Raw genomic sequence first — 24197 nt, 5'->3', positions numbered from 1 at the left:
GCAATCACGAACTTAGATCGTCGGCCGCGATCTTGCGCCGGCCGTGCAGCACGCGAACGATTTCGATCGCCTCTTCACTGACGCGGTACAGGGTGAGGTATTCGCCGACGATCAGGTGACGGATGCCAGGCGCGATGTCTTCGCGCGGGGCACCTGAGAAGGGGTGCAGGGTCAGCAAATCCCACCGCCTTTGCAAGAGATCCACGAGCCGAACCGCCGCATTTGGATTCTGTTCGGCAATGTAGTCGCCGATGGCTTCGAGGTCGATCAATGCCTGAGGAAGCAGGCGGTATTTCACTCCTCAAGGCCTTTGGTTCCGGCCATTTTCAGATATTTGGCGCGCAGCCGTTCCATGATTGGCGGCCCGTCCAGCCCCGGCCCGCTGTCGATCCCCTCCTGCACCAGTCTGCGCAATTCCTCGACGGTGTAGCCGAGCAGGTCGCGCCGGTCCTTCCATTGCCTCAGCGCGTCGCGGATCACCTCGCTTGCCGAGGCATATTCGCCGGCGGCGACCACGTCGTCGACCGCCGCTGCCAATTCCGGCGACAGCGTGATGCTGCGTTTATCGACCTGTCCCATGACGCGCTCCTGAATACCGTCATCCAAATGGTACGATTTAATCGCACCATTTTCAAGGAATGTCGCGCTCGATTGCGGGTCGAAAAGTGAATCAACGGCTGCGCCCGAAGACGCAACCTGCTGATATCAGGAGATTTCCTTTTATCGGGGAAAACTGCCAGCTGGCCTGTAAGCCGGGTTCTGTATGGCCCTCGCCCCTTTCGGGGCGAGAACGTGGCGGCCATTCATCTTGGGCGCATGTTGCCATGCGCCTCACGCAACCTACCCGGACGGTGAGCCGGAAACAGCCCTCGAGGATTTCCCCTCGCACCGCCCCTATTCGGTCTTGCTCCCGGTGGGGTTTACCGTGCCGCTCCTGTTGCCAGTCGCGCGGTGGGCTCTTACCCCACCCTTTCACCCTTGCCACGATTGGATCGTGGCGGTTTGCTTTCTGTGGCACTTTCCCTGGGGTCGCCCCCGCCGGTCATTAACCGGCACCGTGTCTCCATGGAGCCCGGACTTTCCTCACCCGCAGCCTTTCGGCTTCGCGGGTGCGGCCGCCCGGCCAGCTGGCAAGGCGTATAAAGGGGTTCAGGCCCGAAAACGCAAACGAAAAAGCAAGTTTGTCGCTTGTCAGGCGGGCGCTCCAAGTGCTGCCAGCTGCACCTTGACCTTGCCGCAATAGGCTGCGGACACCGGGTTCATCCGTGTGGCGGCGTGGCCGGCATTGTATTTCAGGATCGTGCCGCAGGTCGTGCCGCCGCCGAGATCCCGCGCCATGGCAAGGTACTTCATGCCGTATTTGATGTTGGTATCGGGATCGTAGAGACCCTGAACCGAACCGCTATAGCCCATCATCCTTGCCGTCGCCGGCTTGATCTGCATCAGGCCGATCTCGCCGGCGCTGCCGACCTGGTTCGGTTGGTAGTTGCTTTCGATCTTGATGACGGCGTTGGCGAGCGACACCGGGACGCCATAGCTGGCGGCATAACGCGCAATGATCGCCGAATACTGTCCGCTGCCGCCGACTACCGCCGCCTGAGGCGCTGGCCTGCTCTTCGGAGCGACTGACGCCGTTGCCATGCGGTCGATGCGTTTGCGGCTACGCTTCACATGCTGTTTGGCGATTGTCTTTCTCGCAGCGGTTGGCCTTTTCGCGGAGACTGGCTTTTTCGTCCTTACCGCGGCCGCTTTTTCCACTTTTGCGGTGGCGGTCTTCTCTACTTTTGCACCACCCTTCGGCATGGCGGTTTTGCCGGCTGCGGCACTGAAGCCCTGATCGGCCCGCTGGCTCAGCGGTGCGCTGTTCGCCGCACTGAAGGCAAAAGTCATTACGCCGGCAGCAATGGCTGCCGTTAAAACGGTCAATTTCTGCATGTGATCCTGTTCTGTTTGATCTGCACAAAGAACTTCGCGCAGATACCCTCAATCAACATCGGAACATTTGGGGGGATAGACGTCCGACAATCTGTACGGATCGCCTTTGACGACGGAATTGGCGCCAAAGAAGGCGACGCAAGTCACTTTGAGTAACAGATTGTAATTTTTAAGCTGGCAAAAGATTATTTGAGAGAGGCTATCCTTACGGAAGCGAGCAGCCTTTCTAGCGTGCGGATCGTCGATCCGTCAGCCATGCCATCGACCAGGCACTGCCGGAAATGCCGCTGAAATGCCTCGACCACGATTTCGGTCTGCCGGTCGAAAGTGCCGGTGATCTCGACGCCATAACCATAGAGCGCCAGCATCGACTGCAGCGCCTCTACCTCGGCGCCGGTATCGCCTGGCTTCAGCACGGCGCCGCGCCGGATCGGTGCCGCCGGCACAACATGGCCGATACCGGCGGCAAACAAGGCCTTCCATGGAAATTTCTCGCCTGGATCGACCTTGCGCCCCGGTGCCACGTCGGAATGGGCAAGCACCCGCTGCGCCGGAATGGAATGGCGCTCGATGATCCCAGCGCACAGGCCGATCACCGCGTCGATCTGCGGTTTTGGAAAGTTGCGATAGCCGAGCGTATGCCCCGGATTGACGATCTCGATGCCGATCGAACAGGAGTTGATGTCGCTCTGTCCGAACCACGAGCTCTTACCGGCATGCCAGGCGCGGTCGCTTTCCCTTACCATCTGAACAATTCGGCCGTCCTCATGGACCAGGTAGTGCGACGAGACCTCGTTTGCCGGATCGCACAACCATGCCTCGGCACCGGCGCCGGTAGCCATGCCGGTGTAGTGCAGCACGATCATATCGGGTCCGAGCGTCCCGCGCCGTGGTCCGAAATTCGGCGATACCCTGACCTCGGCCCTCGGCTCGTCGGGCGGAAAGCCGCTCATGCGTGCCGCAGGCCTCGCTCGATCATCTCATAGGCCGCGTTGATCGCCGCCAGCCTGGTCGTCGCGATCTTGATGAATTCCTGCGGCAGGCCGCGTGCGATCAGCCGGTCCGGATGATTGTCGGAGACCAGCTTGCGGTAGCGCCTGCGGACCTCCTCGAACGGCTTCCCACGCTCGATGCCGAGCACGACATAAGGATCGGCGGCACCCAGATCGACATGCCGGGCCAGGATGCTCTGGTAATGCGCCTCCTCGATGCGGAATATCTCGGCGATGCGATGCAGGAACTGGCCCTCGCGCTCATGCACCAGCCCGTCGGCCTTGGCGATGTGGAACAGCCCGTCGAGTATGTCCTCGAGCATCAGGCAGTTCGAATGGCCCGAACCGCAAAGCTGCGCCATCCGCTCGGCATAGGTCTCGAAACCGGCAATGTCGCGTTTGGCCAAATCGTAGAGCCGCGCCACATTGCGCCTCTGTTCCTTCGGCACCTCGAATATTTCCTGGAAGGCGCGCACCTCGTCTTGCGTGACGATGCCGTCTGCCTTGGCCATCTTGGCCGACAGGGCGATCATCGCCACCGAGAAGGCGACACGCCGGCGCAGATCGGCATCGCCGGAGAAAACCGTGCGCACGGCCTCGACCACTTCGGCGACGCCTGACGACGCTGAAGATGAAACGCGTGTGACGAAGTCGCCAAGGCGGTCCCAAATCGACATGGGGGCTTCATAGGGCCAACCACCCATCGCTATCAAGCCAAGACAGTGCCGCAGGGGCTGGCCCAATCGATTTGGCGCAATGCCTGAGGCGGCTGGCGCCAGCGCTCACGTCGTCGCACTCGGCCGCCAGGCGCTGGTATCGTAAGCAGCAGAAAGGCCGGCCTGTGAGGCCAGCCTTTCCTTGGTTGTCACATTGACTACTGAGCCGGAGCAGCCGGCGCAGGCGCCGGAGCCGGAGCCGGCTCGGCAGGCTTGTTGGCGTCAGGAGCAGCCGGCTTCATCGTCTGGTCGGATGCCGGCGGGTTGGTGCTCTGCGTCGTGGTGTTGTCGGTGCCGCTGTTGCTGCAGGCGGCAAGGCCAAGCAACGCAAGCGCCGACACCGACGCAAGAATGAGTTTCTTCATGATATCTCTCCTCTAATCACGCCTCCGTTACCGGCGGCGGTCGAGGACACAATGCGTAAGCTGCGCATGAGTTTCGTAACGTTGCATTTCTGCCTGTAACATATTCCAATCATTTGACGATTGCCGGTCAGGGCCTCGCGAGCTAACAGATCGAACAGGGAAAAATCCCGGGAGCCGCCGCAGTGACTGCAAAATGGGATTTCTGGATCGACCGTGGCGGCACCTTCACCGACGTCATCGGCCGTGACCCGGAAGGCGCGCTGCACCCGCGCAAGCTGCTGTCCGAGAATCCCGAAGCCTATGCCGATGCTGCCATCCATGGCATTCGCGAGCTGCTCGGCGTCCAACCCGGCGCTCCAATCCCCTCCGCTCTGATCGGCGATGTCAAGATGGGCACCACGGTTGCCACAAATGCCCTTCTCGAGCGCAAGGGCGACCGTGTGCTGCTGCTCATCACCAAAGGCTTCCGCGATGCGCTGAGGATTGCCTATCAGGCCAGGCCCGATATCTTTGCCAAGCAGATCATCCTTCCCGAACAGCTCTATGAGCGTGTCGTAGAAATCGACGAAAGGGTTCGCGCCGACGGCAGTGTCGAGCGCCTGCTCGACATTGCTTCCGTACGCCCGGCTATTGAGCAAGCCAAGGCGGACGGCATCGATGCGGTCGCGATCGTCTTCATGCATGCCTGGAAACATCCCGATCACGAAAAGGCAGTTGCGAAGGTCTGCAGAAAACTCGGATTTTCGCAGGTCTCCGTCAGTCACGAGGTCTCGCCGCTGATCAAGCTGGTCGGCCGTGGCGACACCACCGTGGTCGACGCCTACCTGTCGCCGATCCTGGCAAGGTATGTGCAAAGGGTTGCGGCGGAACTGGGTGCCGCGCCAATCTCCCCCCTTGTGGGGGACATGGCTGCGCAGCAGCCAGAGGGGGTCATCTCAGAAGGCACCGCCAGAGTGTCGAACCCAGTCGAGCCGACCCCACCCGGCGGCTTCGCCGCCACCCTCCCCTCAAGGGGGAGGGAAAGCCCTCGCCTCATGTTCATGATGTCGTCGGGCGGCCTCACCGCCGCCGACATGTTCCAGGGCAAGGATGCGCTGTTGTCCGGCCCGGCCGGCGGGGTCGTCGGCATGGTTGAGACGGCAAAACTCGCCGGTTTCGGCAAAGTCATAGGCTTCGACATGGGCGGCACCTCCACCGATGTCGCCCATTACGATGGTGACTACGAGCGCGCCTTCGACACCGAGGTCGCCGGCGTGCGCATCCGCGCGCCGATGATGCGCATCCACACCGTTGCTGCAGGCGGCGGCTCGATCCTCCATTACGAGGCCGGCCGCTTTCGCGCCGGGCCGGATTCGGCCGGCGCCAATCCCGGCCCGGCCGCCTATAGGCGCGGCGGCCCGTTGGCCGTCACTGACGCCAATGTCATGCTGGGCAAGCTGCAGCCCGAGTTCTTCCCGGCTATTTTTGGACCGGGCCAGGACGAACCGCTCGACGTCCAGACGGTTCGCGAAAAATTCACCGCACTTGCCGCCGAGATCGGCGACGGCCGCTCGCCGGAAACCGTCGCCGAAGGGTTCATCACAATCGCCGTCGAAAACATGGCCAACGCCATCAAGAAGATTTCGGTGCAGCGCGGCTACGATGTCACCGAATACCTCCTGAACTGCTTCGGCGGCGCCGGCGGCCAGCACGCTTGCCTGGTCGCCGATGCGCTCGGCATGGAGGCGGTGCTGATCCATCCCTTCTCAGGCCTGCTCTCGGCATACGGCATCGGCCTATCCTCTGTATTTGCGTCACGCCAGCAGGCGCTGCTGAAGCCGCTGGCGGACAATTCCGGGCCAGCGATCGATGAACTCATCGCAACGCTGCGCAAAGCCGTCATCGACGAACTCGCCGCGCAAGGCATCAGCGAAGACGCGGTCGCCTCGAGACCGGTGCTGCAGATCCGCTACGACGGCACCGATACCGCGCTGCCTGTGAACTTCGGGCACGGCTCGATTGCGCAGGCCAAGGCGGACTTCGAACTGGCGCACAAGGCGCAGTTCGGTTTCGTCTACGACGACAAGCCGATGATCGTCGAATCGGTCGGCGTCGAGGGTACCGATACCGGCGTCACCGGCCGCGACGAAAGCGATTCAGTTGTTGAAGACATGGCCGCAAGTCCTTCCGGGAACCGGAAAATCTTTGTCGACGGCGTCTGGCGCGACGCCGGCATCTTCCCTCGCGAAACGCTGAAGCCTGGTAACAAGATCGCCGGCCCTGCTTTGATCATCGAGCCGAACCAGACCATTGTCGTCGAGCCGGGCTGGCAGGCCGAGATCACCGCCAAGGACCACGTATTGATGCGGCGCGTCGAGAAGAAGCGCCGACAGGCCGCACTCGGCACCGAAGCCGATCCGGTGATGCTGGAGGTCTTCAACAACCTGTTCATGTCGATCGCCGAACAGATGGGCGTAACGCTGCAAAACACTGCCTATTCCGTCAACATCAAGGAGCGGCTCGATTTCTCCTGCGCCGTCTTCGACCGGAATGGCGCGCTGGTCGCCAATGCACCGCATATGCCGGTGCATCTCGGCTCGATGGACCGCTCGGTGGAGACCATCATCCGGCTCAATTCCGGCGACATTCACCCCGGCGACGTCTTTGCGCTGAATGCGCCTTACAATGGCGGCACCCATCTGCCTGATATCACAGTGGTGACGCCGGTGTTTTCCCTCCCCCTTGAGGGGAGGGTGGCCGCGAAGCGGCCGGGTGGGGTCCTCGCAGAAGGCACCACAAGTGCGTCGAGCACTGCCGCAACGACCCCCTCCGGCGGCTTCGCCGCCACCTCCCCCTCGAGGGGGGAGGAGATCCTCTTCTACGTCGCCTCGCGTGGCCATCATGCCGACATCGGCGGCACCGCGCCCGGCTCGATGACGCCGCTTGCCACGACCGTCGACGAGGAAGGCGTGCTGTTCGATAATTTCCGCATCGTCGATCGCGGCCGGTTCCGCGAGAAGGACCTGGAGACGCTACTCACCAACCACCCCTACCCGGCGCGCAATCCGCACCAGAACATCTCCGACCTCAAGGCGCAGATCGCCGCGAACGAAAAGGGCGTCGCCGAGCTGCGCAAGATGGTCGCGCATTTCGGCCTCGATGTGGTCGAAGCCTATATGGGCCATGTCCAGGACAATGCCGCCGAAAGCGTGCGCCGCGTTCTGGAGCGGCTGCCCGACAGTTCCGAATACGAATATCCGACCGACACCGGCCAAATGATCAAGGTGAAGATATCGGTCGACCGGCGGAAGCGCGAAGCGACCGTCGACTTCACCGGAACGTCGCCGGTGATGAAGAACAATTTCAATGCGCCAGAGCCAGTCGCCCGAGCCGCTGTGCTTTATGCCTTCCGCGTCATGGTCGAAGACAACATCCCGATGAATGCCGGATGTCTGCGGCCGATCAACATCGTCATTCCCGACGGCTCGATGCTGAAGCCCGCCTATCCCGCGGCAGTCGTCGCCGGTAACGTCGAGACCTCGCAGCACGTCACCAACGCGCTGTTCGGCGCCATGGGCGCGATGGCCAATGCGCAAGGCACGATGAACAATCTCACCTTCGGCAACAAGCAGTACCAGTATTACGAGACGATCTGCTCGGGCTCGCCGGCTGGCCGGATGAACGACGGCCGCGGTTTTGCCGGCACCTCCGGCGTCCACACCCATATGACCAATTCGCGCCTGACCGATCCGGAAGTGCTGGAACTGCGTTTCCCGGTATTGCTCGAGGATTTTCATATCCGCGAAGGCTCCGGCGGCGAAGGCAAATGGAATGCCGGCGACGGCACCAGGCGCACCATCCGCTTCCTCGAAAAAATGGAATGCGCGATCCTGTCCTCGCATCGCAACCGCCCGCCGCGGGGACTGGACGGAGGCGGCGATGGCAAGGCCGGTTCGACCAAGGTCCGCCGCAAGACCGGCGCGATCGAGACGCTGAAAGCCTGCGATCAGACCATCCTCGACGCTGGCGAGGCGGTCATCGTGACGACGCCGACCCCAGGTGGATTTGGCAAGGCCTGAACTCGCGTCAACAGGCTGTCACTGGCCTGTCATCACCCTGCGCTACCCGCTTGCGGCAAAGCAAACGGGGAATCGCCTTGCCATGACGGACATTTCTGGGGACCTGGTTTTTCGCCGCGGCAAGGAAGTCGGCAAGGCCGTCTACCAGAACCGCCCGCTGTCGAAAGCCGGCATCTCCGAGCGCCTGTTCGCCTTCCTGTTCTCCGGCCTCGTCTATCCGCAGATCTGGGAAGACCCCGAAATCGACATGGACGCGATGCAGCTCGGGACGGGCCACCGCATCGTCACCATTGCCTCCGGCGGCTGTAACATCCTTGCCTATCTCACCCGCTCGCCGGAAAGGATCGATGCCGTCGACCTCAACGCTGCCCATATCGCGCTGAACCGCATGAAGCTCGAAGCCGTCCGTCACCTGCCGTCGCAGGGCGACCTGTTCCGTTTCTTCGGCGCGGCTGAGACCGGGCACAATTCACAGGCCTACGATCGCTTCATCGCACCGCATCTCGACCCGGTCAGCCGCCATTATTGGGAGCGCCGCAACTGGCGCGGCCGTCGCCGCATCGCCGTCTTCGACCGCAATTTCTACCAGACCGGCCTGCTTGGCCTGTTCATTGCGATCGGCCATCGCACCGCAAAATTCTTCGGCGTCGACCCGGCCGGAATCATGGACGCCAAGACCATCGCCGATCAGCGCCGCTTCTTCGACGAAGAGCTGGCGCCGGTCTTCGAAAAACCGCTGCTGAAATGGGCGACCTCGCGAAAGGCTTCGCTGTTCGGCCTCGGCATTCCGCCGGCCCAGTACGATTCGCTGATCACCTCGGGTGACGGCACCATGGCCAGCGTGCTGAAGGCACGACTGGAAAAGCTCGCCTGCGATTTTCCGCTGAAGACCAATTATTTCGCCTGGCAGGCTTTCGCCCGCCGCTACCCTAATCCGGGCGAGGCCGCCCTGCCCGCCTATCTCGAAAAGCGCAACTACAAGACGATCCGCAACAATGTCGATCGCGTTGCCATCCACCACGCCAATCTGATCGAGTTCCTTGCCCGCAAGGATGCCGGCTCGGTGGATCGCTTCGTGCTGCTCGATGCACAGGACTGGATGACCGACGACCAGCTCAACGAGTTGTGGGCCGAGATCACCCGAACCGCCTCCACCGGCGCCCGCGTCATCTTCCGCACCGCAGCGGAACCCAGCCTGCTGCCCGGCCGCGTCTCGAATTCGCTGCTCGATCAGTGGCGCTACGAGAACGACGCCTCGCGCGAGTTTTCGGCGCGCGACCGCTCGGCCATCTATGGCGGCTTCCATCTCTATGTGAAGCGGTCCTGATGAGCACGACCGACTTGCCGGCCAGCCATGCCGAACTGATGGACGGCGTCTACCGCTGGCAGCGTCATATCTACGACCTGACCCGCAAATACTATTTGCTCGGCCGCGACCGGCTTATCGCCGGACTGGATGTGCCGGCCGGCGGCACCGTGCTCGAGCTCGGCTGCGGCACCGGCCGCAACATCATCCTCGCCGCCCGCCGCTATCCCGGCGCGCGCTTCTTCGGCCTCGATATTTCGGCCGAGATGCTGGAGACGGCCACTGCCGCCCTCGCGCGCGAAGGCCTCTCCGGCCGCGTCACGCTGGCGCGCGGCGATGCCACGAATTTCGACGCGAAAGCGCTGTTCGGCGTCGAAAGTTTCGACCGCGTCTTTGTCTCATATTCGCTGTCGATGATCCCCGGCTGGGAAAAGACGGTATCCGCGGCTCTTGCTGCTCTGTCACCGGGTGGCTCGCTGCATGTCGTCGATTTTGGCCAGCAGGAAGCCTTGCCCAGCTGGTTCCGCAAGCTGTTGCGCGGCTGGCTGAAAAAATTCCACGTCGAGCCGCGTCAATCGTTGCGCGCGATTCTGGATTCGGAATCTGCAAGAGTTGGCGCAAGCGTTCGATTCAAAACACTTTATCGCGGCTACAGCTGGCTCGCCGTGAGCAAGATCGCCATCTAATATCAATTTTGCCGTGGAAGGTTTTGGGGCTCCAATCCTAAATGAGGGCCGTGGCTGAAATCAGTTAATTGGCTAAATCACACATTGCCATATGACCCAAGGAGTGGTACATTATCTCCTCGCCGGAAGCATGGGATGATCATCGGCTTTAGAGATGGATGGCTGCGGGCTTTCTTCGTGGACGACACCCACTCCCGCAATATTCCGTCCGATCTCGAAAGCCGCTTGTTCCGCAAGCTCCAGATGATTGACGACGCGGCGATCGATCAGGATTTGCGTGTGCCGCCCAGCAACCATTTCGAGAAGTTGCGCGGCAATCTCGAAGGCTTCCATTCGATCCGTGTCAACAAACAATGGCGGCTGGTCTTCCGCTGGGACGGGGGCCGGGGCGAGGCGTCGGACATCTATCTCGACGACCACAGTTATATATAAGTGAGGTGAGACATGTTGATGACCGCACGCAAGCCAGCAACGGTTGGCGAAATTCTTACGGAAGAATTCATGCAACCACTCGGCCTGACACAGGCGGCTTTGGCCGAAGCTATGAGCGTCCAGCGCAAGCATGTGAACGAATTGTGCAACGGCCGCCGCAACGTGACGGCGGCTACCGCGCTCATTCTGGCGCGGGTGTTTGGCAACAGCCCGGATTTCTGGTTGAACGTCCAGCGCCGTAACGATCTTTGGACAGTTATGAACTCACCCGACGAGCGGGCGCGTGTTGATCGCGCCAAGCCTTTGGCGACAGCCGCATAGACAAGACTGCGACCGCCGCATTCCTCAGTGTAGCGCCTTCGTCAGCGCCGCTACCATCGCCTGCGGCCGGTAGCCGAGCCTGGCCGGCGTCAGCCCGAGCCGCACCACAACCAGCTGCTCCGAGGGGATGATGGCAACCGTTTGCCCATCATGCCCCTCCATCCAATAGGTATCCTTGGGCAGGCCGGCGGCAGTGCCGGCGCCGGGGTTTTCTTCGTCGCCCGGTCCTTCGATCCATAATTGCCCATTGCCGTAGACCTTCGAGGCAGTTGCCGGTTCCCGCATCCAGTCGACGAAGCCGGCGGGCAGGATCTCCTTGCCGTTCCAGACGCCGCCCTGCAGCAGGAACTGGCCGAAGCGCGCCCAGTCGCGTGCCGTGGCGTAGAGGTAGGACGAGCCGACGAAGGTGCCGTGCTCGTCGGCCTCCAGCACTGCACTCTGCATGCCGAGCGGATCGAACAGCGCGGTCCTCGGCCAGGCCAGCGCCTTGTCCTTGCCGCCGATCGCGTCCTGCCACAATCGGGACAGCATCACCGCCGTGCCGCTCGAATAGGAAAACACCTTGCCGACCTCGCCGGTCAGCGGCTTGGATCCGGCAAAGCCGGCCATGTCCGGTTCGAGGTAAAGCATGCGCGTTACATCGGCGACGTCGCCATAATCCTCGTTGAATTCCAGCCCGCTCGACATCGCCATCATGTCGGCGAGGCTGATCACGGCGCGGCCATCTGCTTGCCAGGGTCCGAACAGGCGCTGGTTGGTCATCGCCAGCTTGCCGTCCTTCACCAGCGTGCCGACGATCGCCGCATTCAGCGTCTTGGTCATCGACCAGCCCAGTAGCGGCGTCTTTTCGGAAAAGCCGTCGCCATAGCGCTCTGCGACGATGCGGCCGTTCTTGACCACCACGACCGCCCGCATGCCGGCGCCGGTCATTGCTGGATCGTCGAGGACTTTCGCGACCTCGGGATCCTGCGAGGCATCGGCCTTGTCGCCCTCCGGCCAGATCAGATCGGGCAGCGGCGCCGGCGTCGGTGCAGCTCCGGCGACAGCCTTGGCGGCGGCAATATCGCCGTCGGGAACCGAGGCGCAGCCGAGCCCGTCGCGCGCAACCGCGACACTTTTGCCGAGCACACCGAAAAGGCCGGCCGAAACCGTTCCCTTCTCCTTGTCGACCGACACTCTCATCAGCTTCAGCAGCGGATGACCCGGCGCCTGCACATCGACGGCAAGCACATCGTCGGCGTCTCGCCCGGCGATGAAGACGTTCGAACAGACGATCTTGGCCGCATAGCCGGAACCGACGCGGATCAGTTCCGGCGGCGCAAAATACAGCCAGCCGGCGAGTACCGCGGCGGCCAGCACAGCCAAGCCGAGCAGCCATTTGACGAACTTCAAAAGGATCTGCATTTTGAGTTCCCCCGGGCGCGCTCGATCTATGTCATCGATTTGCCGCCATTGTTTCGGCAAAATCGCGGCTCTTGTCGAGCGCCGTCAACCGAATATCAACCATGATCGGCGATCACAGGTGCATGTCGCCCAGAAGTGCGCAGCGGTTTTGGGACAACGACATGCATAGACGAAAGAGCTAAGCGCGTCGAAGCGACGCGCTTAGGACAGACCGGGCGATCCTGTGGGGTGACCGTCCGGCGGGGCTTGAATGCATGCGTCCCAAAACTGCGTAATGGTTTGGGAATGCATGAAACGAAGATCCAGGCGCGTCGCGTAAGTCGATTTCAAACGCGCTGCGCCCGGTCGAGGGGGCACCCGCGGAAAGACCCATCAGCGGCCGGCTGAAACCGGCTCGGGAAGTAGCGATGCGCCGTTTCGCGGTTCTCATCACGCTGACGCTGCTTGGTGCCTGCTCGACGGTCGAGGATCTGACGCCATCGCTGTCGTCGTCCAGCGCCTCGATGGTTGCGGTACGCGCGCCGCGTTTTGCCGATTCCGACCCGCATGAATGGGACAGCGGCGCACCGTGGAGCTATGCCGTCCACGGCACCGACGTCTCCAAATACCAGACCTCGATCGACTGGCCGGCGGCCAGGGCCAGCGGCATCTCCTTCGCCTTTATCAAGGCAACCGAAGGCGGAGACCGTTTCGATGAAGCTTTCAACGAGCATTGGAGCCGCACGAAGGCCTCGGGCGTCCCCCGTGCCGCCTATCATTTCTTCTACTTTTGCACGCCGGCCGCTACCCAGGCGCGCTGGTTCATCCAGAACGTGCCCAAAGACGGTTCGGCGATGCCGCCGGTTCTCGACATGGAATGGAACCCGAAATCGCCGACCTGCAAGCTGCGGCCCGATCCCGCCACGGTACGCAGCGAGATGAGCACGTTCCTCGAAATCGTCGAAAAATACTACGGCAAGAAGCCGATCATCTACACGTCTGTCGATTTCTTCGAAGATAACGGTTTATCGGGCTTCCGCAATTACCCCTACTGGCTGCGCTCCGTCGCCGGGCACCCGCGCCAGAAATACGGCAGCCATCCCTTCACCTTCTGGCAGTATACCGGAACGGGCGTCGTGCCGGGCATGACCGGAAACGCCGACATCAGCGTCTTCAACGGCTCCGAAGCCGCGTGGAAGAAGTGGTTGCGGCAGAACACCCGTTGACACCAGGCCTGCCGCCTGCTTTTCGACACAGCCAATGACGGATGCCCGCAACCGCTGGTAATCTTCTCGGAAGGATGGCGATGCGATCGCGCTTTGGATTTCTCGCGGCGCTGCTCCTGAGCGCCGTGCCGGCCGCGGCACAGCAATGCGGCGGCGATTTCGAGGCATGGAAGCAGGGCGTGGCGGCGGAAGCCAGGGCGGCCGGCGTCGGCGCTGCCGGCCTTTCTGCGCTGGAAAACGCCACCCTCGATGAAAAGGCGCTGGCACGCGACCGTGCCCAGGGCGTCTTCACCCAGACCTTCATCGAATTCTCGAACCGTATGATCTCGTCCCATCGGCTGAAGCAAGGTGCGGCCAATCTGCAAAAATATGCCGAGGTCTTTGTCCGCGCCGATCGCGAATACGGCGTGCAGGCGCCGGTCATCGCCGCTTTCTGGGCCCTGGAGACCGATTTTGGCGCCGTGCAGGGCGATTTTCATACGCTGAACGCGCTGGTGAGCCTCTCGCATGACTGCCGCCGCCCGCAGCTGTTCCGGCCGCAGATCGTCCCGCTGCTGATGTTGATCGATCGCGGCGTGGTGCCGGCCGACGTCACCGGTGCCTGGGCCGGCGAGATCGGCCAGACGCAGATGTTGCCTTCCGACTATCTCGGCCACGGCGTCGACGGCGACGGCGACGGCCTGGTCGACCTGCGCGGCAGCGCGCCCGATGTGATCATGAGCACGGCCAGCAAGATCCAGTCGCGCGGCTGGAAGCGCGATCAGCCCTGGATCGAGGAAGTCCGTGTGGCCGACGATTTGCCGTGGGAGCAGACGGGGCGCACCAACAAGCTGCCGTTGACGCAGTGGGCGCAGTGGGGCGTTACCAGGCCCGACGGTACGCCGCTTCTCGACAACGGCCTGAAGGCCGGCCTGGCGCTGCCCATGGGTCGCAAGGGGCCAGCCTTCCTGACCTACGACAATTTCGACGTCTATCTCGAGTGGAACCAGTCCTTCACCTATGCCCTGACCGCGGCAAATCTTGCCGCCCGGCTGGGGGGCGCGCCGCGATTCGATCCGCGCAACCCCGAACCCGGCCTCAACGGCGACCAGATGAAGGCGCTGCAGACCAAGCTCGAGGCGAAAGGCTATGACGTCGGCACCGTCGACGGCATACTGGGCACCAACACCCGCGAAGCGATCCGCAGGGAGCAGAAGCGGCTGGGCCTGCCGGTCGACGGCTGGCCGACGCCGGAGCTGCTGGCCAGGCTGTGAAGGTGGTGAATGGTGAATGGTGAATGGTGAATGGTGAAAAGAATGGCACCGGAGCCGCATTGAGCACCAGAGCTACCACTATTCACTATTCACTATTCACTATTCACTATTCACATCACCGCCTCGCAAGCAGGAAATCGATGAACGCTCGCAGCGGCGCCGGAACCTGGCGGGAACTCGCGTGATATAGATAAAAACCCGGAAATCTCGGCGACCAAGCTTCGAGAAAACGGATGAGCTTTCCCGCTTCGATCCACGGCCGGACCTGATATTCCAGCATGTACGCCACCCCGACCCCATCCAGAACCGCCCCGATCATCAGTTCCGTATCGTTGACCGTCAGGCCGCCGCTGACGGCCACTTCCAAAGCACGCTGGCCTCGGGCGAACTCCCAGCGGTAGAGATTGCCGCCGCTCGGCCACTGGAAATTGATGCACTGGTGGTGATGCAGGTCCGCGGGATGGCGGGGTATCGGGCGATGTTCCAGGTAGCTCGGCGCGGCCACTGCGGCCATCTCGAGTTCCTCGCTGAGTTTTACCGCCACCATGTCCTTGTGCAGCCGCTCACCCAATCTGATTCCGGCATCGAAGCGGCCCTCGACGATGTCGGTGAGCATGTCGTCGACAATGATGGTGAGGGCGATATCGGGATAGGCGCGGCGGAAATCGCCGAGGATCGGCGCGATGAAACGCGTGGCGGCGATGCGCGGAACATTGATGCGCAGCGAGCCGGCCGGCCGGCCGCGTGATGCATGCGCGTCGGCGACGGCCCCTTCCAGTTCGCTGAACGCCGGTGCGATGCGGGCAAACAGCTTCTCGCCCTCAGCCGTCGGCGACATGCTGCGCGTGGTGCGGTTGAGCAGGCGGACACCGAGACGCTCTTCCAGCCCACGTATCGTCTGACTGAGTGCTGGAGGCGAAATCCTGAGCTTGGCCGCGGCGCGGACGAAGCTGCCCTCTTCGATGATTGCTGCAAATGCCGTGAGTTCGGAAAACTCGGTTCCGCGCATTATGTACCCCAGGCTTAACAAGTCAGTAAGATAATAGGCTATTCTCTGAGCAATACCATGCCCATAGCTTTCCCTGGAACGCCGCTCGATCGAGGCGGCCGTAATCAGACGGAAGGAACAGCCATGCATCGTCCACTCGAAGGCAAAACCGCACTTGTGACCGGCAGCTCGCGCGGCATCGGGCGCGCCATCGCCGAGGGGCTCGCGGCCAAGGGTGCTGCCGTGGTCGTCAACTATGTCGGCAACGAGAAGGCCGCCAGGGAAGTGGTTGCCGCCATTGAAGGGATTGGCGGAAAAGCCGTCGCCATCCAGGCGGACGTCTCCAGCATCCCCGACATTCGCAAGCTGTTCGACGAAACCGAAAGACAGATGGGGCCGATTGACATCGTCGTCGCCAATGTCGGCGTCGCTGTCATAAAGCCGCTCGTCGAGGCCACCGAAGCGGACTTCGATCACGTGTTCGGCGCCAATGCCAAGGGCACCTTCTTCACGCTTCAGGAAGCGGCGCGCCGCGTTCGCGACGGTGGCCGCATCATTGCCGTCTCCACCGGCGGAACCAGGATGTTCTTCACGCACACGGCGCTCTACCTCGGCAGCAAGGGAGCCGTCGAGCAGTTCGTCCGCGTCCTCGCGCGCGAACTCGGCCCGCGCTCCGTTACCGTGAATGCGCTTTCACCAGGCTTCACCGACACCGACCTGCTTCCCGAACGGGACCGCGCCGTGGCCGCCGGCATGTCGCCCTTCGGCCGGATCGGAGCACCGCGCGACGTCGCCGATGTCGCGGTTTTCCTGGCTTCCGACGAAGCTCGCTGGCTAACCGGCGAGAACATCCAGGCTGGCGGTGGCGTGGCCTGACTGAATGGTGAATGGTGAATGGTGAATGGTGAATGGTGAATGGTGAATGGTGACGATTCACGGGAGCGGGACGGAACGCAAGAACTACTTCTATTCACTATTCACTATTCACTATTTCACTTATTCACCATTCACTAATCCGCCATCGTCTCCAGGCTGGCAAACCCCTGCGGCGCATCGCCTTCGTCGAATGGCGTTGCCACCTCGACGAAAGTATCGGGATAGAAGCCGTTGAACCGTGTTCGGAGCGACAGCGAATAGGCGCCGATATGGCCGATCTCGATCCAGTCGCCGGTATCGACGGTTTCGGGCAGCCAGAACGGCCGCGACAATATGTCGACGGAATCGCAGGTCGCGCCACAGACCTTGAATGGCACGATGGTCTTGTCCTCGCCATTGCGCGAGCGGATCGCCGGATCGGGGATGAAGCGTGCCGGCAGCGTGATCTTGCCGGTCCATGAATCCGACAGCGACGCCCAGATGCCGTCATTGATGTAGAGCCTTTTGCCCTTGCGCAGCAGCACGCGCACGATCAGCGACAGGCAGCGCGCCACGATCACCCGGCCCGGCTCGGCCACCAGCGGCATCTGGTCGAACTGATACTCCTGGAGGTCGCCCGACAGCCGCGACATGATCTGGCCGAGCGACGGCATTTCCGGCTTGCGGCTGTTCGGATCATGACCGTATTCGGCGGGAAAGCCGCCGCCGACATCGAGCCCGGCAATGTCGAAACCGACGCGGTTGCGCACCCAGTCGGCGGAGGCCAGCGCCCGCTCATAGGTGTCGGGATCCTCGATCTGGCTGCCGACGTGAAAGCACAGCCCGACCTTGTAGCCCGTCCGGTTCAGCCGTTCGGCCAGTTCGACCGCATTGGCCGGTCCGGCGCCGAACTTCTTCGACAGTTCGTAGGCCGCCGAGCCTTTCGTCTGGATGCGCACGAACACGGTGATGGCGCCCGGATCGATGTCGAGCGCCCGCACCACCCTGGTCAGCTTGGTGACCTCGTCCTCATGGTCGAGCGAAATGACGCGGATGGCGTATTTTTCCAGCGCCAGCCTGATGTCCGACTGCGCCTTCACCGGGTGCATGTAGAGCATCTCGGCGTCCGGCGAGACGGCGCGCACGGCGGCGAATTCGCCGGGCGAGGCCACATCGAAGGCACCGACGCCGGCCTCGACCAGGGCGTTGAGCACGATCCGCTCGCCATTGGTCTTGACCGCATAGGCGGTCTTGCCGGGAAACATGCCCATGAACTGTTTGGCATCCGCCTTCAGCACCTGCGGGCGGAAGCAATAGATCGGATCGTCCGGGCGAAGCGCCAGCGCTGCCTCGCGGGCATTTTCGAATCGCTGCATGGACGAATCCCTTGACTGAGGCTGCGCACAATTAATCCAAGCTAGCGGCTAATGAAAACAATTCTATGTCTCGCCGCCCTGGCTTCGCGGCGCTACGCCGTTCTGTACGCCGGTTATGAGCGAGCTAGGCCATCGCTCAGGTTTCGGGTGGCCCTTGCCGCCGGACCGGGTAGAGCGTGAACAGATGCCTGAAGAGAGCAAGGCATCTCGTCTGGGAGGACGACCAATGGCGATAGCTGCCACCACCACGATGCGCGGGCCGATGGTGCTCAAGGACTGGGCGCAGCTTCTGCTGCTCGGCGCGATCTGGGGCGGCTCGTTCTTCTTTGCCCGTATTGCGGTAGCGGAACTTCCGCCGCTGGTGCTGGTGCTGTTCCGCGTCACCATAGCTGCGATCGCGTTGCAGCTCTATCTTGCGGTCCGTGGCCCGTCGTTTCGCCTCGCCTTGCCGCATGCCGGCCTGTTCTTCCTGCTGGCGCTCGCCAACAATGTCATTCCTTTCTCGCTGATCTTTGCCGGCCAGACCGAGCTTGGCGCCGGTGTCGCCTCGGTGCTCAATTCGACGACGCCGTTCTGGACGCTGATCCTCGCCAACGCCCTGACCAGCGACGAAAAGCTGTCGTGGAACAAGCTTGCCGGCATCGCCCTTGGTATCGCGGGAACGGCGGTGATGATCGGCCCCGGCCTCGTCGCCGGGCTCGGCGGTCCGGTCTGGGCGAAATTCGCGCTCATCGGAGCGTCGCTATCCTATGCGGCTGCACTGATGATTGCCCGCCGCCTCAAGGGCGTGCCGTCACCGGTCATTGCCGCCGGACAATTGACCTGCTCGACCATCATCATGATCCCGGTCGTTCTGTTCACCTATGATGCCGCCAATCTGTTTTCGGCCTCGCCGCCGGTCTGGGCGGCGGTGCTGGCACTGGCGCTGCTGTCGACGGCCTTCGCCTACATCCTCTATTTCAATCTCGTCGCCTCGACCGGCGCCACCAACGCCTCGCTGGTCACGCTCATCGTGCCGGCCAGTGCCATCCTGCTCGGCTTCCTGTTCCTGGGCGAGCGGCTCGAACTGTTCGAACTCGGCGGCATGGCGCTGATCGCCCTCGGCCTCGTCACCATCGACGGTCGCCTGTTCGGGCGGTGTTAGAGATGGCGCAGCGAAGTTGTCGCTCCGATCGTGCGCTATATGGGCGTGATCGCGGGAACAGATGAACCCTGCCATTCCAGACGCCAGATACCGCCTTGCCGGAGATTCTGAACGAGATCGGGAAGGAAGGCGGCAAGGCAGGTCCCGCCGACATGTCTCACGGAAGGATACACAAAACCGGTCGCGGCGTCTTGCTTGCGAAGTTGCTTCGCCAGCGCCTGACCGGCAGGATAGGCTAAGGCGGTATCCGGATCGAGCACCGGGTCCTTGCTGAACTCAGCACCGCGCAGATCGTGAAACGAGCCTATGAAGTCGGCAACGAGCTCCGCGTAGTCGGTGACGTTTTCGAACCGTTCGATCGCGGCAAGCTCGCGCGTCAGATGAAACGAGACCTCGCCGAGCGCGGTTTCCGCATCGAACCCACAGTACCAGACGCCCCTGGCATCATCGTTGAAACGATTGCCGCCCGGACGGGTGTAAGCGAACGCCGCATTGATGAAGGTGTAGCCCGGCCTCCCGAAAACCAGTTCGCGCGGATCGAGGTCGGGCAATCCCCCTTGCTGCGCCTGAAGGCGGCCGCTGGTGGCTCCTTCGAGCTCCGCAAGGTCCTCCAAATCTCCATGATTCCTGGCCAATGGCATCAGGACCGGTTCCTTGAGCCTGCCTGTCGAAATCAGCCGGATCGTGTCGCGCTGGGAAATGTCAGCGCGCGGCGGGATCTGCATTCAAAGTCCACCGCGCAAAGCGTCGATATGTTGGCGAACCTGCAGCAGCTTCGGAATGCCGCCCTCGATCATCACGTCCAGGGGGCGCCGGCCACCATAAAGAGGCCCTTTGTTCGGCAACCGCACCCATTCATCGGCAAGCGCTTCGGAGAACAGAAGCCGCAGTCCCTTGAAGATGCCGACCAGGGCGCTGATGCGTGTCAGCGAATCCTGGGAGAGAACGCCCTCCCACTCGCCTTTCTTCATGCGGAACCAGGTTCTCTCCGACACGTCGCCGATCAAGGTACAGATCTCGGTGCTGGTCAGATGCCAGATGTCTGCGAGCCTGACGATGCCGGCAACAGCAGCTGGCGTGATCCGCGCCCGTGCCGAGGCATCCGCCAGATTTGCCGGCAAAGCCTGATTTGCAGGATCGCGAACCGCATAAACGACACTCATTCCAACCTCCATCACTTGGCAGGCAATATACTGCCAATTGGCAGCATTTTCAAGTCGTGGCTATCCAACGCGCTGCTGGTTGCCCTTCGCTTCATGGAGTGTTCAGCATCCGGCTGGACGTGCAAAGGACGCTTCGAATCTTCAGTCGGTCCGAAAATCGATTTCCGATTTCTGGCGCGGTAGCGCTGCCATTCTCGTTACTGCCCCGGCTTTGCCACAAATTATTCACAGTTCCCGAGCCGGCTTTTGACAAAGAGTTTCAATGCCTAACGGCAAACGGCAGGTCGCAAATTCCACAATCTCGTCGCATTGCAGCAAAGTTTCTGCTTGCCTGTGGCACAAATGACCCTAGACTCTCGCCATAGCTCTTTAAGAGGAGGCTATGACATGGGACTGACGAGGCCGATCAACGCATTGATGATTTGTGCTGCGTTTGCATTCATCGGCGCCCTCATTATGGGCGTCCTTCCATAAGGCCGCTGAGCGGGGGAAGACCAGCACCGAATATTCCAAACCATTGAAAAGGCCGGGCATTTTGCCCGGCCTTTTGCATTTCCCCGATCTTTGACATTTCAAAAAGGAGCTTGCCGCCTTACGCCGCGGCGGATCCCGCCGCCTCGACTTCGTGCGACCTGATGCCGATCATGTGGCAGATGGCGAAGACCAGATCGGCCCGGTTCATCGTGTAGAAGTGGAAATCGCCGACGCCGCGCTCGACAAGGTCCAGCACCTGCTCGGCGGCCACGGCAGATGCCACCAGCGCATGCGTTTGCGGATCGTTCTGCAGCCCATCGAAGCGCTCGGCCAGCCATGCCGGCACCAAGGCGCCGCACCGCGCCGAGAAGTTGGCGACCTGGGTGAAATTGTGCACCGGCAATATGCCCGGCACGATCGGTATGTAGATGCCGGCCCGCCGTGCCCGCTCGACATAGCGCTCATAGAGATCGTTGTCGAAGAAGAACTGGGTGATCGCCCGCGTCGCTCCGTTGTCGGCCTTGCGCTTCAGCATGTCGAAGTCGGTGGCGAAATCCGGGCTTTCCGGATGTTTTTCCGGATAGGCCGAGACCGATATGTCGAAATCGCCGGCGCCCTTCAGCGCATCGACCAGTTCGGCGCCATTGGCATAGCCTTCCGGATGCGGCCGGTAAGCCGCGCCGACGCCCTCGGCCGGATCGCCGCGCAGGGCGACGAAACGCTTGACGCCCATATCGGCGAACTCCCGGATCACCGCATCGACCTCGTGACGCGCCGCATCGACGCAAGTCATGTGCGCCGCCGGCGTCAACGTCGTTTCATTGAGGATGCGCTTGACCGTGCGGGCCGTCCGCTCGCGGGTCGAACCACCGGCGCCATAGGTGACCGAAACGAATTTCGGCTTGAGCGGCTCAAGCCGGGTGACCGTGTCCCACAGCCTTGCTTCCATCTCATCGTTTGTCGGCGGAAAGAACTCGAACGAAACCCTGACCTTGTCGCCGATGTCGGGGCGGCGGGAGAAGCGGAACTGGTTCATCAGGCGGTTTCCCCTATCGGATACGCATTGGCCGGTTGTCTGTCGTTGGAAGGCTCGGCAATCAGCATGCGCCGATCGCGGCCGAGCCAGAGTTTGACGGTGAGCTTGGCCTCGTTGCCGCCGCGCGGCTCGAATTCCTGGCTGTCCTCGAGGTCGAGGCCGGCCTCGGAAAACCAGTCGCCAATCTGCCGGTCGGAAAAGCCGAGACGCATATGCGCGTGCTCCTCGCGCAAGAACTCCAGCGCGTGCGGCGCGAAATCGACGATCACCAGCCGGCCGGCCGGGCGCAACAGACGCGCCGCCTCGCGGATGGCGCGGGCGGGATCGTCGAGATAATGCAGCACCTGATGGATGGTAACGAGATCAAAGGCGTCGCGTTCGACCGGTGGCGCAAAAATGTCACCCTGGCGCACCTGCGCATTCGAAACGCCGGCCTTGTCGAGATTGGCGCGCGCCACCGTCAGCATTTCGCGCGACATGTCGATGCCGACACCGCGCCGATAGAGCGGCGAAAAGATCTCGAGCAACCGCCCGGTGCCGGTGCCGAGATCGAGCATCGACTGGAACGGCCGCTTGCCGACGAGCTTGACGAGTGCTGCTTCGACGGCGCGGTCCGGCACATGCAGCGAGCGGATATGGTCCCAGCTTGCGGCGTTTACCGAGAAATATTCGGCCGCCCGGTCCTGCCGCTTGCGCTTGACCGCGGCCAGCCGTTCGAGATCACGCTCGACCTGCGGATCGGCGCCGCGGATGCCGGAGACCAGCCTGAGCACGAAATCGCGCGAGGAGTCGGAATCCGACAGCCGGAAGAAGGCCCACGAGCCCTCCTGGTAGCGGCCGATCAGCCCTGCCTCCAGCAGCAATTTCAAGTGGCGCGAGACGCGCGGCTGCGACTGGCCGAGGATTTCGGTGAGATCGGACACGGTCAGATCGCCGCGCGACAGCAGCGCCAATATGCGCAGCCGGCTGGATTCGGCAGCCGCCTTCAATGTATCTACCATCGTGTCGAGAGCGACATGCATGCGAGCATTCTCTTTGAAAAGATATAAACATATGTTTATGTCGGTTTGGATAGGCTTGCAAGCGCTATGTCGCTTCCGGACAAGAAAATGACGCATGCGTGGCGGATCGCGCAAAAACGGACGCATGATCGGGGCGAGAACCATGTTCGAGACGCGCAGCGGCGAAAAGCTCCTGGAAACCGACCCGGCAACGATGCCGCCGGATGGCCATGTCGTCTTCATCGGCCGCATCGCTTCGCCTTGGTTCACGCGGGAGACCTGCCCCAAGAGCATGAAGGCAGCGCGGGAGACGGAACAGCCGGCGCACTTGATCATCGACCCGCTTTATCGGGATGGCCTGCTTGGGCTGGAACGCGCCAGCCACGTGATCGTCCTGTCCTGGCTGCACCATGCGCCGCGGCAACTGATCGTCCAGAAACCCCGCCATGCCACGGAGCCGAAAGGCGTCTTTTCACTGCGCTCCCCTGCCCGGCCGAATCCTGTCGGACTGCATGTCGCAAAGCTCGTTGCCCTCGACATCGACACCGGCCGCATCGATCTCGACGCCATCGACGTGCTCGACGGCACGCCGGTCATCGACATCAAGCCCTATTTCGCCTCGACCGATGCCTTCGCCGAGGCGACCATGTCCGGGCGGGACGAGCCAGGGCCGGTGGAGTGATGAGCGCGCCGACCGGCCGCCGCCGCGCTATCGCCAAGGCGCTGACAGCGCTGCTGCCGCTGGCGCCCTATGCCGATATGGAAAAGATCCGTGCCGATGCCGGCGCCGTGCACATGAAGACCTTGCCGCCGAGCATTGCCGTGTGGCTGGCGACGATTGCGCATATTCGCCACGCCCACACCGACTACGAAAAGCTGCTCGCCGAAGGCTATGACCGCGATTCCGCGCGCTTCTTCGTCATCGAACAGACCAACAATGTGCTCACCCGCTGGCGCGCCACCCGTCTGCTCGACGATGAGGATGAGGCGTAGAGAATGGCAGGCACACGCGTCGAGTTCTGCGGCGCCCCCCTCTGGCCTGCCGGCCATCTCCCCCTCCAGGGGGGAGATCAGCAGCTTCGCCCTAGCCGCCAATCCTGCAACGTTGGTGATTGGCGGAAGCAGACAAGATACCCAATCTCCCCCCTTGAGGGGGAGATGGCCGGCAGGCCAGAGGGGGGTGCTGTCCAGGGCGCTGTCCCGCCGACCTCAGGTCGGCAACATCGGAACTTTCAAAGCTTGAAATAAAAAACCCGCCTCGCGGGCGGGTCGTTGGAGCCAATTGGCACCATTCCCAAATTAGTAGCATAGCTGCCGGCACAAAGCAAGAACAAACTTGCTGTATTTTAGGGAAATCGCTTCAGGTTGGCATCGCGGCTTCATTCCAGCTTGGGTTCCTCGCCCCCACGAAAGTGGGGGAGAGGTGGCTCGGCGAAGCCGAGACGGAGAGGGGGAACCGCGCTCTACGAAGGCCCCTCTCCGGCCGC

24 protein-coding genes and 1 other RNA gene are annotated in these 24197 nt (G+C 62.3%); 11 read left to right on the top strand and 14 right to left on the bottom strand.

Annotated features, from left to right (window positions below):
- Nucleotides 1–4: 4 nt before the first annotated feature.
- From NKK47_RS03575 to NKK47_RS03545, 7 genes are all read right to left on the bottom strand, one after another.
- The gene (locus tag NKK47_RS03575; RefSeq protein WP_352575075.1) at nt 5–298 is read right to left on the bottom strand and encodes a type II toxin-antitoxin system RelE/ParE family toxin; all 294 of its coding nucleotides are present in this window, start codon (nt 296–298) and stop codon (nt 5–7) included.
- Entirely contained in the window at nt 295–579 is a 285-nt protein-coding gene (locus NKK47_RS03570) for a type II toxin-antitoxin system ParD family antitoxin (protein WP_352471550.1), read from the bottom strand. The genes NKK47_RS03575 and NKK47_RS03570 overlap by 4 nt, the downstream gene beginning before the upstream one ends.
- Before the next feature lie 153 nt (nt 580–732).
- Nucleotides 733–1131, bottom strand: an RNA gene (rnpB, locus tag NKK47_RS03565) — RNase P RNA component class A.
- Nucleotides 1132–1191: 60 nt separating this feature from the next.
- The gene (locus NKK47_RS03560; RefSeq protein ID WP_352575073.1) at nt 1192–1935 is read right to left on the bottom strand and encodes a lytic transglycosylase domain-containing protein; all 744 of its coding nucleotides are present in this window, start codon (nt 1933–1935) and stop codon (nt 1192–1194) included.
- Between the two features lie 185 nt (nt 1936–2120).
- Nucleotides 2121–2888, bottom strand: a complete 768-nt coding sequence (locus NKK47_RS03555; protein ID WP_352575071.1) for an N-acetylmuramoyl-L-alanine amidase — start codon at nt 2886–2888, stop codon at nt 2121–2123.
- Complete coding sequence (locus tag NKK47_RS03550; RefSeq protein ID WP_352575069.1) at nt 2885–3604, bottom strand: TerB family tellurite resistance protein; 720 nt, start codon at nt 3602–3604, stop codon at nt 2885–2887. The genes NKK47_RS03555 and NKK47_RS03550 overlap by 4 nt, the downstream gene beginning before the upstream one ends.
- A gap of 197 nt (nt 3605–3801) precedes the next feature.
- On the bottom strand, nt 3802–4008 hold the full coding sequence (locus tag NKK47_RS03545) for a hypothetical protein (RefSeq protein ID WP_023676780.1): 207 nt from the start codon (nt 4006–4008) through the stop codon (nt 3802–3804).
- Nucleotides 4009–4190: 182 nt separating this feature from the next.
- Between NKK47_RS03545 and NKK47_RS03540 the strand changes: the two genes are divergently transcribed.
- From NKK47_RS03540 to NKK47_RS03520, 5 genes are all read left to right on the top strand, one after another.
- A complete protein-coding gene (locus tag NKK47_RS03540; RefSeq protein WP_352575067.1) occupies nt 4191–8066 on the top strand; it encodes a hydantoinase B/oxoprolinase family protein in 3876 nt (1291 codons plus the stop codon).
- An 82-nt stretch (nt 8067–8148) separates the two neighbouring features.
- Nucleotides 8149–9393 carry a BtaA family protein gene (locus NKK47_RS03535; protein WP_352575065.1) on the top strand — a complete coding sequence of 415 codons (1245 nt, stop codon included), beginning with the start codon at nt 8149–8151 and terminating at the stop codon, nt 9391–9393.
- A complete protein-coding gene (locus tag NKK47_RS03530; RefSeq protein ID WP_023676783.1) occupies nt 9393–10058 on the top strand; it encodes a class I SAM-dependent methyltransferase in 666 nt (221 codons plus the stop codon). Before NKK47_RS03535 ends, NKK47_RS03530 begins: the two co-directional genes overlap by 1 nt.
- Nucleotides 10059–10193: 135 nt before the next feature.
- The gene (locus NKK47_RS03525) at nt 10194–10490 is read left to right on the top strand and encodes a type II toxin-antitoxin system RelE/ParE family toxin (protein WP_352456184.1); all 297 of its coding nucleotides are present in this window, start codon (nt 10194–10196) and stop codon (nt 10488–10490) included.
- A gap of 12 nt (nt 10491–10502) precedes the next feature.
- A complete protein-coding gene (locus NKK47_RS03520; protein WP_352453138.1) occupies nt 10503–10811 on the top strand; it encodes a HigA family addiction module antitoxin in 309 nt (102 codons plus the stop codon).
- A gap of 24 nt (nt 10812–10835) precedes the next feature.
- Here the strand turns inward: NKK47_RS03520 and NKK47_RS03515 are convergent, their stop codons facing one another.
- A complete protein-coding gene (locus tag NKK47_RS03515) occupies nt 10836–12215 on the bottom strand; it encodes a serine hydrolase domain-containing protein (RefSeq protein WP_352575063.1) in 1380 nt (459 codons plus the stop codon).
- A gap of 407 nt (nt 12216–12622) precedes the next feature.
- On the opposite strand from NKK47_RS03515, the gene NKK47_RS03510 reads away from it, so the two are divergent.
- Both NKK47_RS03510 and NKK47_RS03505 read left to right on the top strand, forming a co-directional pair.
- Nucleotides 12623–13420 carry a glycoside hydrolase family 25 protein gene (locus NKK47_RS03510; protein WP_502903591.1) on the top strand — a complete coding sequence of 266 codons (798 nt, stop codon included), beginning with the start codon at nt 12623–12625 and terminating at the stop codon, nt 13418–13420.
- An 80-nt stretch (nt 13421–13500) separates the two neighbouring features.
- Nucleotides 13501–14673 carry a lytic murein transglycosylase gene (locus NKK47_RS03505; protein ID WP_352575061.1) on the top strand — a complete coding sequence of 391 codons (1173 nt, stop codon included), beginning with the start codon at nt 13501–13503 and terminating at the stop codon, nt 14671–14673.
- A gap of 115 nt (nt 14674–14788) precedes the next feature.
- On the opposite strand, the gene NKK47_RS03500 is transcribed toward NKK47_RS03505, so the two are convergent.
- On the bottom strand, nt 14789–15682 hold the full coding sequence (locus tag NKK47_RS03500; RefSeq protein ID WP_352575059.1) for a LysR family transcriptional regulator: 894 nt from the start codon (nt 15680–15682) through the stop codon (nt 14789–14791).
- A gap of 123 nt (nt 15683–15805) precedes the next feature.
- Between NKK47_RS03500 and NKK47_RS03495 the strand changes: the two genes are divergently transcribed.
- Nucleotides 15806–16537 carry an SDR family oxidoreductase gene (locus tag NKK47_RS03495; RefSeq protein WP_352456187.1) on the top strand — a complete coding sequence of 244 codons (732 nt, stop codon included), beginning with the start codon at nt 15806–15808 and terminating at the stop codon, nt 16535–16537.
- A gap of 134 nt (nt 16538–16671) precedes the next feature.
- Here the strand turns inward: NKK47_RS03495 and NKK47_RS03490 are convergent, their stop codons facing one another.
- Nucleotides 16672–17892: an alanine racemase gene (locus NKK47_RS03490; RefSeq protein WP_352456188.1), complete on the bottom strand. Its 1221-nt coding sequence runs from the start codon at nt 17890–17892 to the stop codon at nt 16672–16674.
- Between the two features lie 226 nt (nt 17893–18118).
- Between NKK47_RS03490 and NKK47_RS03485 the strand changes: the two genes are divergently transcribed.
- Complete coding sequence (locus NKK47_RS03485) at nt 18119–19036, top strand: DMT family transporter (RefSeq protein WP_352575057.1); 918 nt, start codon at nt 18119–18121, stop codon at nt 19034–19036.
- Nucleotides 19037–19071: 35 nt separating this feature from the next.
- Here NKK47_RS03485 and NKK47_RS03480 read toward each other — a convergent pair whose 3' ends face one another.
- From NKK47_RS03480 to NKK47_RS03465, 4 genes are all read right to left on the bottom strand, one after another.
- Entirely contained in the window at nt 19072–19761 is a 690-nt protein-coding gene (locus NKK47_RS03480; protein ID WP_352570502.1) for an RES family NAD+ phosphorylase, read from the bottom strand.
- Nucleotides 19762–20199: an antitoxin Xre/MbcA/ParS toxin-binding domain-containing protein gene (locus NKK47_RS03475; RefSeq protein ID WP_352575056.1), complete on the bottom strand. Its 438-nt coding sequence runs from the start codon at nt 20197–20199 to the stop codon at nt 19762–19764. It lies immediately after the preceding gene.
- 592 nt (nt 20200–20791) lie between these two features.
- Entirely contained in the window at nt 20792–21709 is a 918-nt protein-coding gene (metF, locus tag NKK47_RS03470; RefSeq protein ID WP_352575054.1) for a methylenetetrahydrofolate reductase [NAD(P)H], read from the bottom strand.
- On the bottom strand, nt 21709–22731 hold the full coding sequence (locus NKK47_RS03465; RefSeq protein WP_352575053.1) for an ArsR/SmtB family transcription factor: 1023 nt from the start codon (nt 22729–22731) through the stop codon (nt 21709–21711). The genes metF and NKK47_RS03465 overlap by 1 nt, the downstream gene beginning before the upstream one ends.
- Before the next feature lie 142 nt (nt 22732–22873).
- On the opposite strand from NKK47_RS03465, the gene tsaA reads away from it, so the two are divergent.
- Nucleotides 22874–23392: a tRNA (N6-threonylcarbamoyladenosine(37)-N6)-methyltransferase TrmO gene (gene tsaA, locus NKK47_RS03460; protein ID WP_352575051.1), complete on the top strand. Its 519-nt coding sequence runs from the start codon at nt 22874–22876 to the stop codon at nt 23390–23392.
- Nucleotides 23392–23703: a DUF2293 domain-containing protein gene (locus NKK47_RS03455; RefSeq protein ID WP_352456194.1), complete on the top strand. Its 312-nt coding sequence runs from the start codon at nt 23392–23394 to the stop codon at nt 23701–23703. Before tsaA ends, NKK47_RS03455 begins: the two co-directional genes overlap by 1 nt.
- Nucleotides 23704–24197: the final 494 nt, after the last annotated feature.

The organism is Mesorhizobium sp. M0019, from assembly GCF_040323975.1.
Classification (GTDB): domain Bacteria; phylum Pseudomonadota; class Alphaproteobacteria; order Rhizobiales; family Rhizobiaceae; genus Mesorhizobium.
Note: the sequence above shows the minus strand (reverse complement) of the source record. Positions and strands in the feature narration are given on the sequence as shown.

Excerpts from the sequence above, each read along its gene's own strand:
- NKK47_RS03570 (WP_352471550.1), bottom strand. The coding sequence starts at position 579 with ATGGGACAGGTCGATAAACGCAGCATCACGCTGTCGCCGGAATTGGCA.
- NKK47_RS03550 (WP_352575069.1), bottom strand. The coding sequence starts at position 3,604 with ATGTCGATTTGGGACCGCCTTGGCGACTTCGTCACACGCGTTTCATCT.
- NKK47_RS03455 (WP_352456194.1), top strand. The coding sequence starts at position 23,392 with ATGAGCGCGCCGACCGGCCGCCGCCGCGCTATCGCCAAGGCGCTGACA.
- metF (WP_352575054.1), bottom strand. The coding sequence starts at position 21,709 with ATGAACCAGTTCCGCTTCTCCCGCCGCCCCGACATCGGCGACAAGGTC.
- NKK47_RS03485 (WP_352575057.1), top strand. The coding sequence starts at position 18,119 with ATGGCGATAGCTGCCACCACCACGATGCGCGGGCCGATGGTGCTCAAG.
- NKK47_RS03505 (WP_352575061.1), top strand. The coding sequence starts at position 13,501 with ATGCGATCGCGCTTTGGATTTCTCGCGGCGCTGCTCCTGAGCGCCGTG.
- NKK47_RS03560 (WP_352575073.1), bottom strand. The coding sequence starts at position 1,935 with ATGCAGAAATTGACCGTTTTAACGGCAGCCATTGCTGCCGGCGTAATG.
- NKK47_RS03530 (WP_023676783.1), top strand. The coding sequence starts at position 9,393 with ATGAGCACGACCGACTTGCCGGCCAGCCATGCCGAACTGATGGACGGC.
- NKK47_RS03525 (WP_352456184.1), top strand. The coding sequence starts at position 10,194 with ATGATCATCGGCTTTAGAGATGGATGGCTGCGGGCTTTCTTCGTGGAC.
- NKK47_RS03515 (WP_352575063.1), bottom strand. The coding sequence starts at position 12,215 with ATGCAGATCCTTTTGAAGTTCGTCAAATGGCTGCTCGGCTTGGCTGTG.
- NKK47_RS03520 (WP_352453138.1), top strand. The coding sequence starts at position 10,503 with ATGTTGATGACCGCACGCAAGCCAGCAACGGTTGGCGAAATTCTTACG.
- NKK47_RS03535 (WP_352575065.1), top strand. The coding sequence starts at position 8,149 with ATGACGGACATTTCTGGGGACCTGGTTTTTCGCCGCGGCAAGGAAGTC.
- NKK47_RS03545 (WP_023676780.1), bottom strand. The coding sequence starts at position 4,008 with ATGAAGAAACTCATTCTTGCGTCGGTGTCGGCGCTTGCGTTGCTTGGC.
- NKK47_RS03555 (WP_352575071.1), bottom strand. The coding sequence starts at position 2,888 with ATGAGCGGCTTTCCGCCCGACGAGCCGAGGGCCGAGGTCAGGGTATCG.
- NKK47_RS03490 (WP_352456188.1), bottom strand. The coding sequence starts at position 17,892 with ATGCAGCGATTCGAAAATGCCCGCGAGGCAGCGCTGGCGCTTCGCCCG.
- NKK47_RS03495 (WP_352456187.1), top strand. The coding sequence starts at position 15,806 with ATGCATCGTCCACTCGAAGGCAAAACCGCACTTGTGACCGGCAGCTCG.
- NKK47_RS03500 (WP_352575059.1), bottom strand. The coding sequence starts at position 15,682 with ATGCGCGGAACCGAGTTTTCCGAACTCACGGCATTTGCAGCAATCATC.
- NKK47_RS03475 (WP_352575056.1), bottom strand. The coding sequence starts at position 20,199 with ATGAGTGTCGTTTATGCGGTTCGCGATCCTGCAAATCAGGCTTTGCCG.
- NKK47_RS03480 (WP_352570502.1), bottom strand. The coding sequence starts at position 19,761 with ATGCAGATCCCGCCGCGCGCTGACATTTCCCAGCGCGACACGATCCGG.
- tsaA (WP_352575051.1), top strand. The coding sequence starts at position 22,874 with ATGTTCGAGACGCGCAGCGGCGAAAAGCTCCTGGAAACCGACCCGGCA.
- NKK47_RS03465 (WP_352575053.1), bottom strand. The coding sequence starts at position 22,731 with ATGCATGTCGCTCTCGACACGATGGTAGATACATTGAAGGCGGCTGCC.
- NKK47_RS03510 (WP_502903591.1), top strand. The coding sequence starts at position 12,623 with ATGCGCCGTTTCGCGGTTCTCATCACGCTGACGCTGCTTGGTGCCTGC.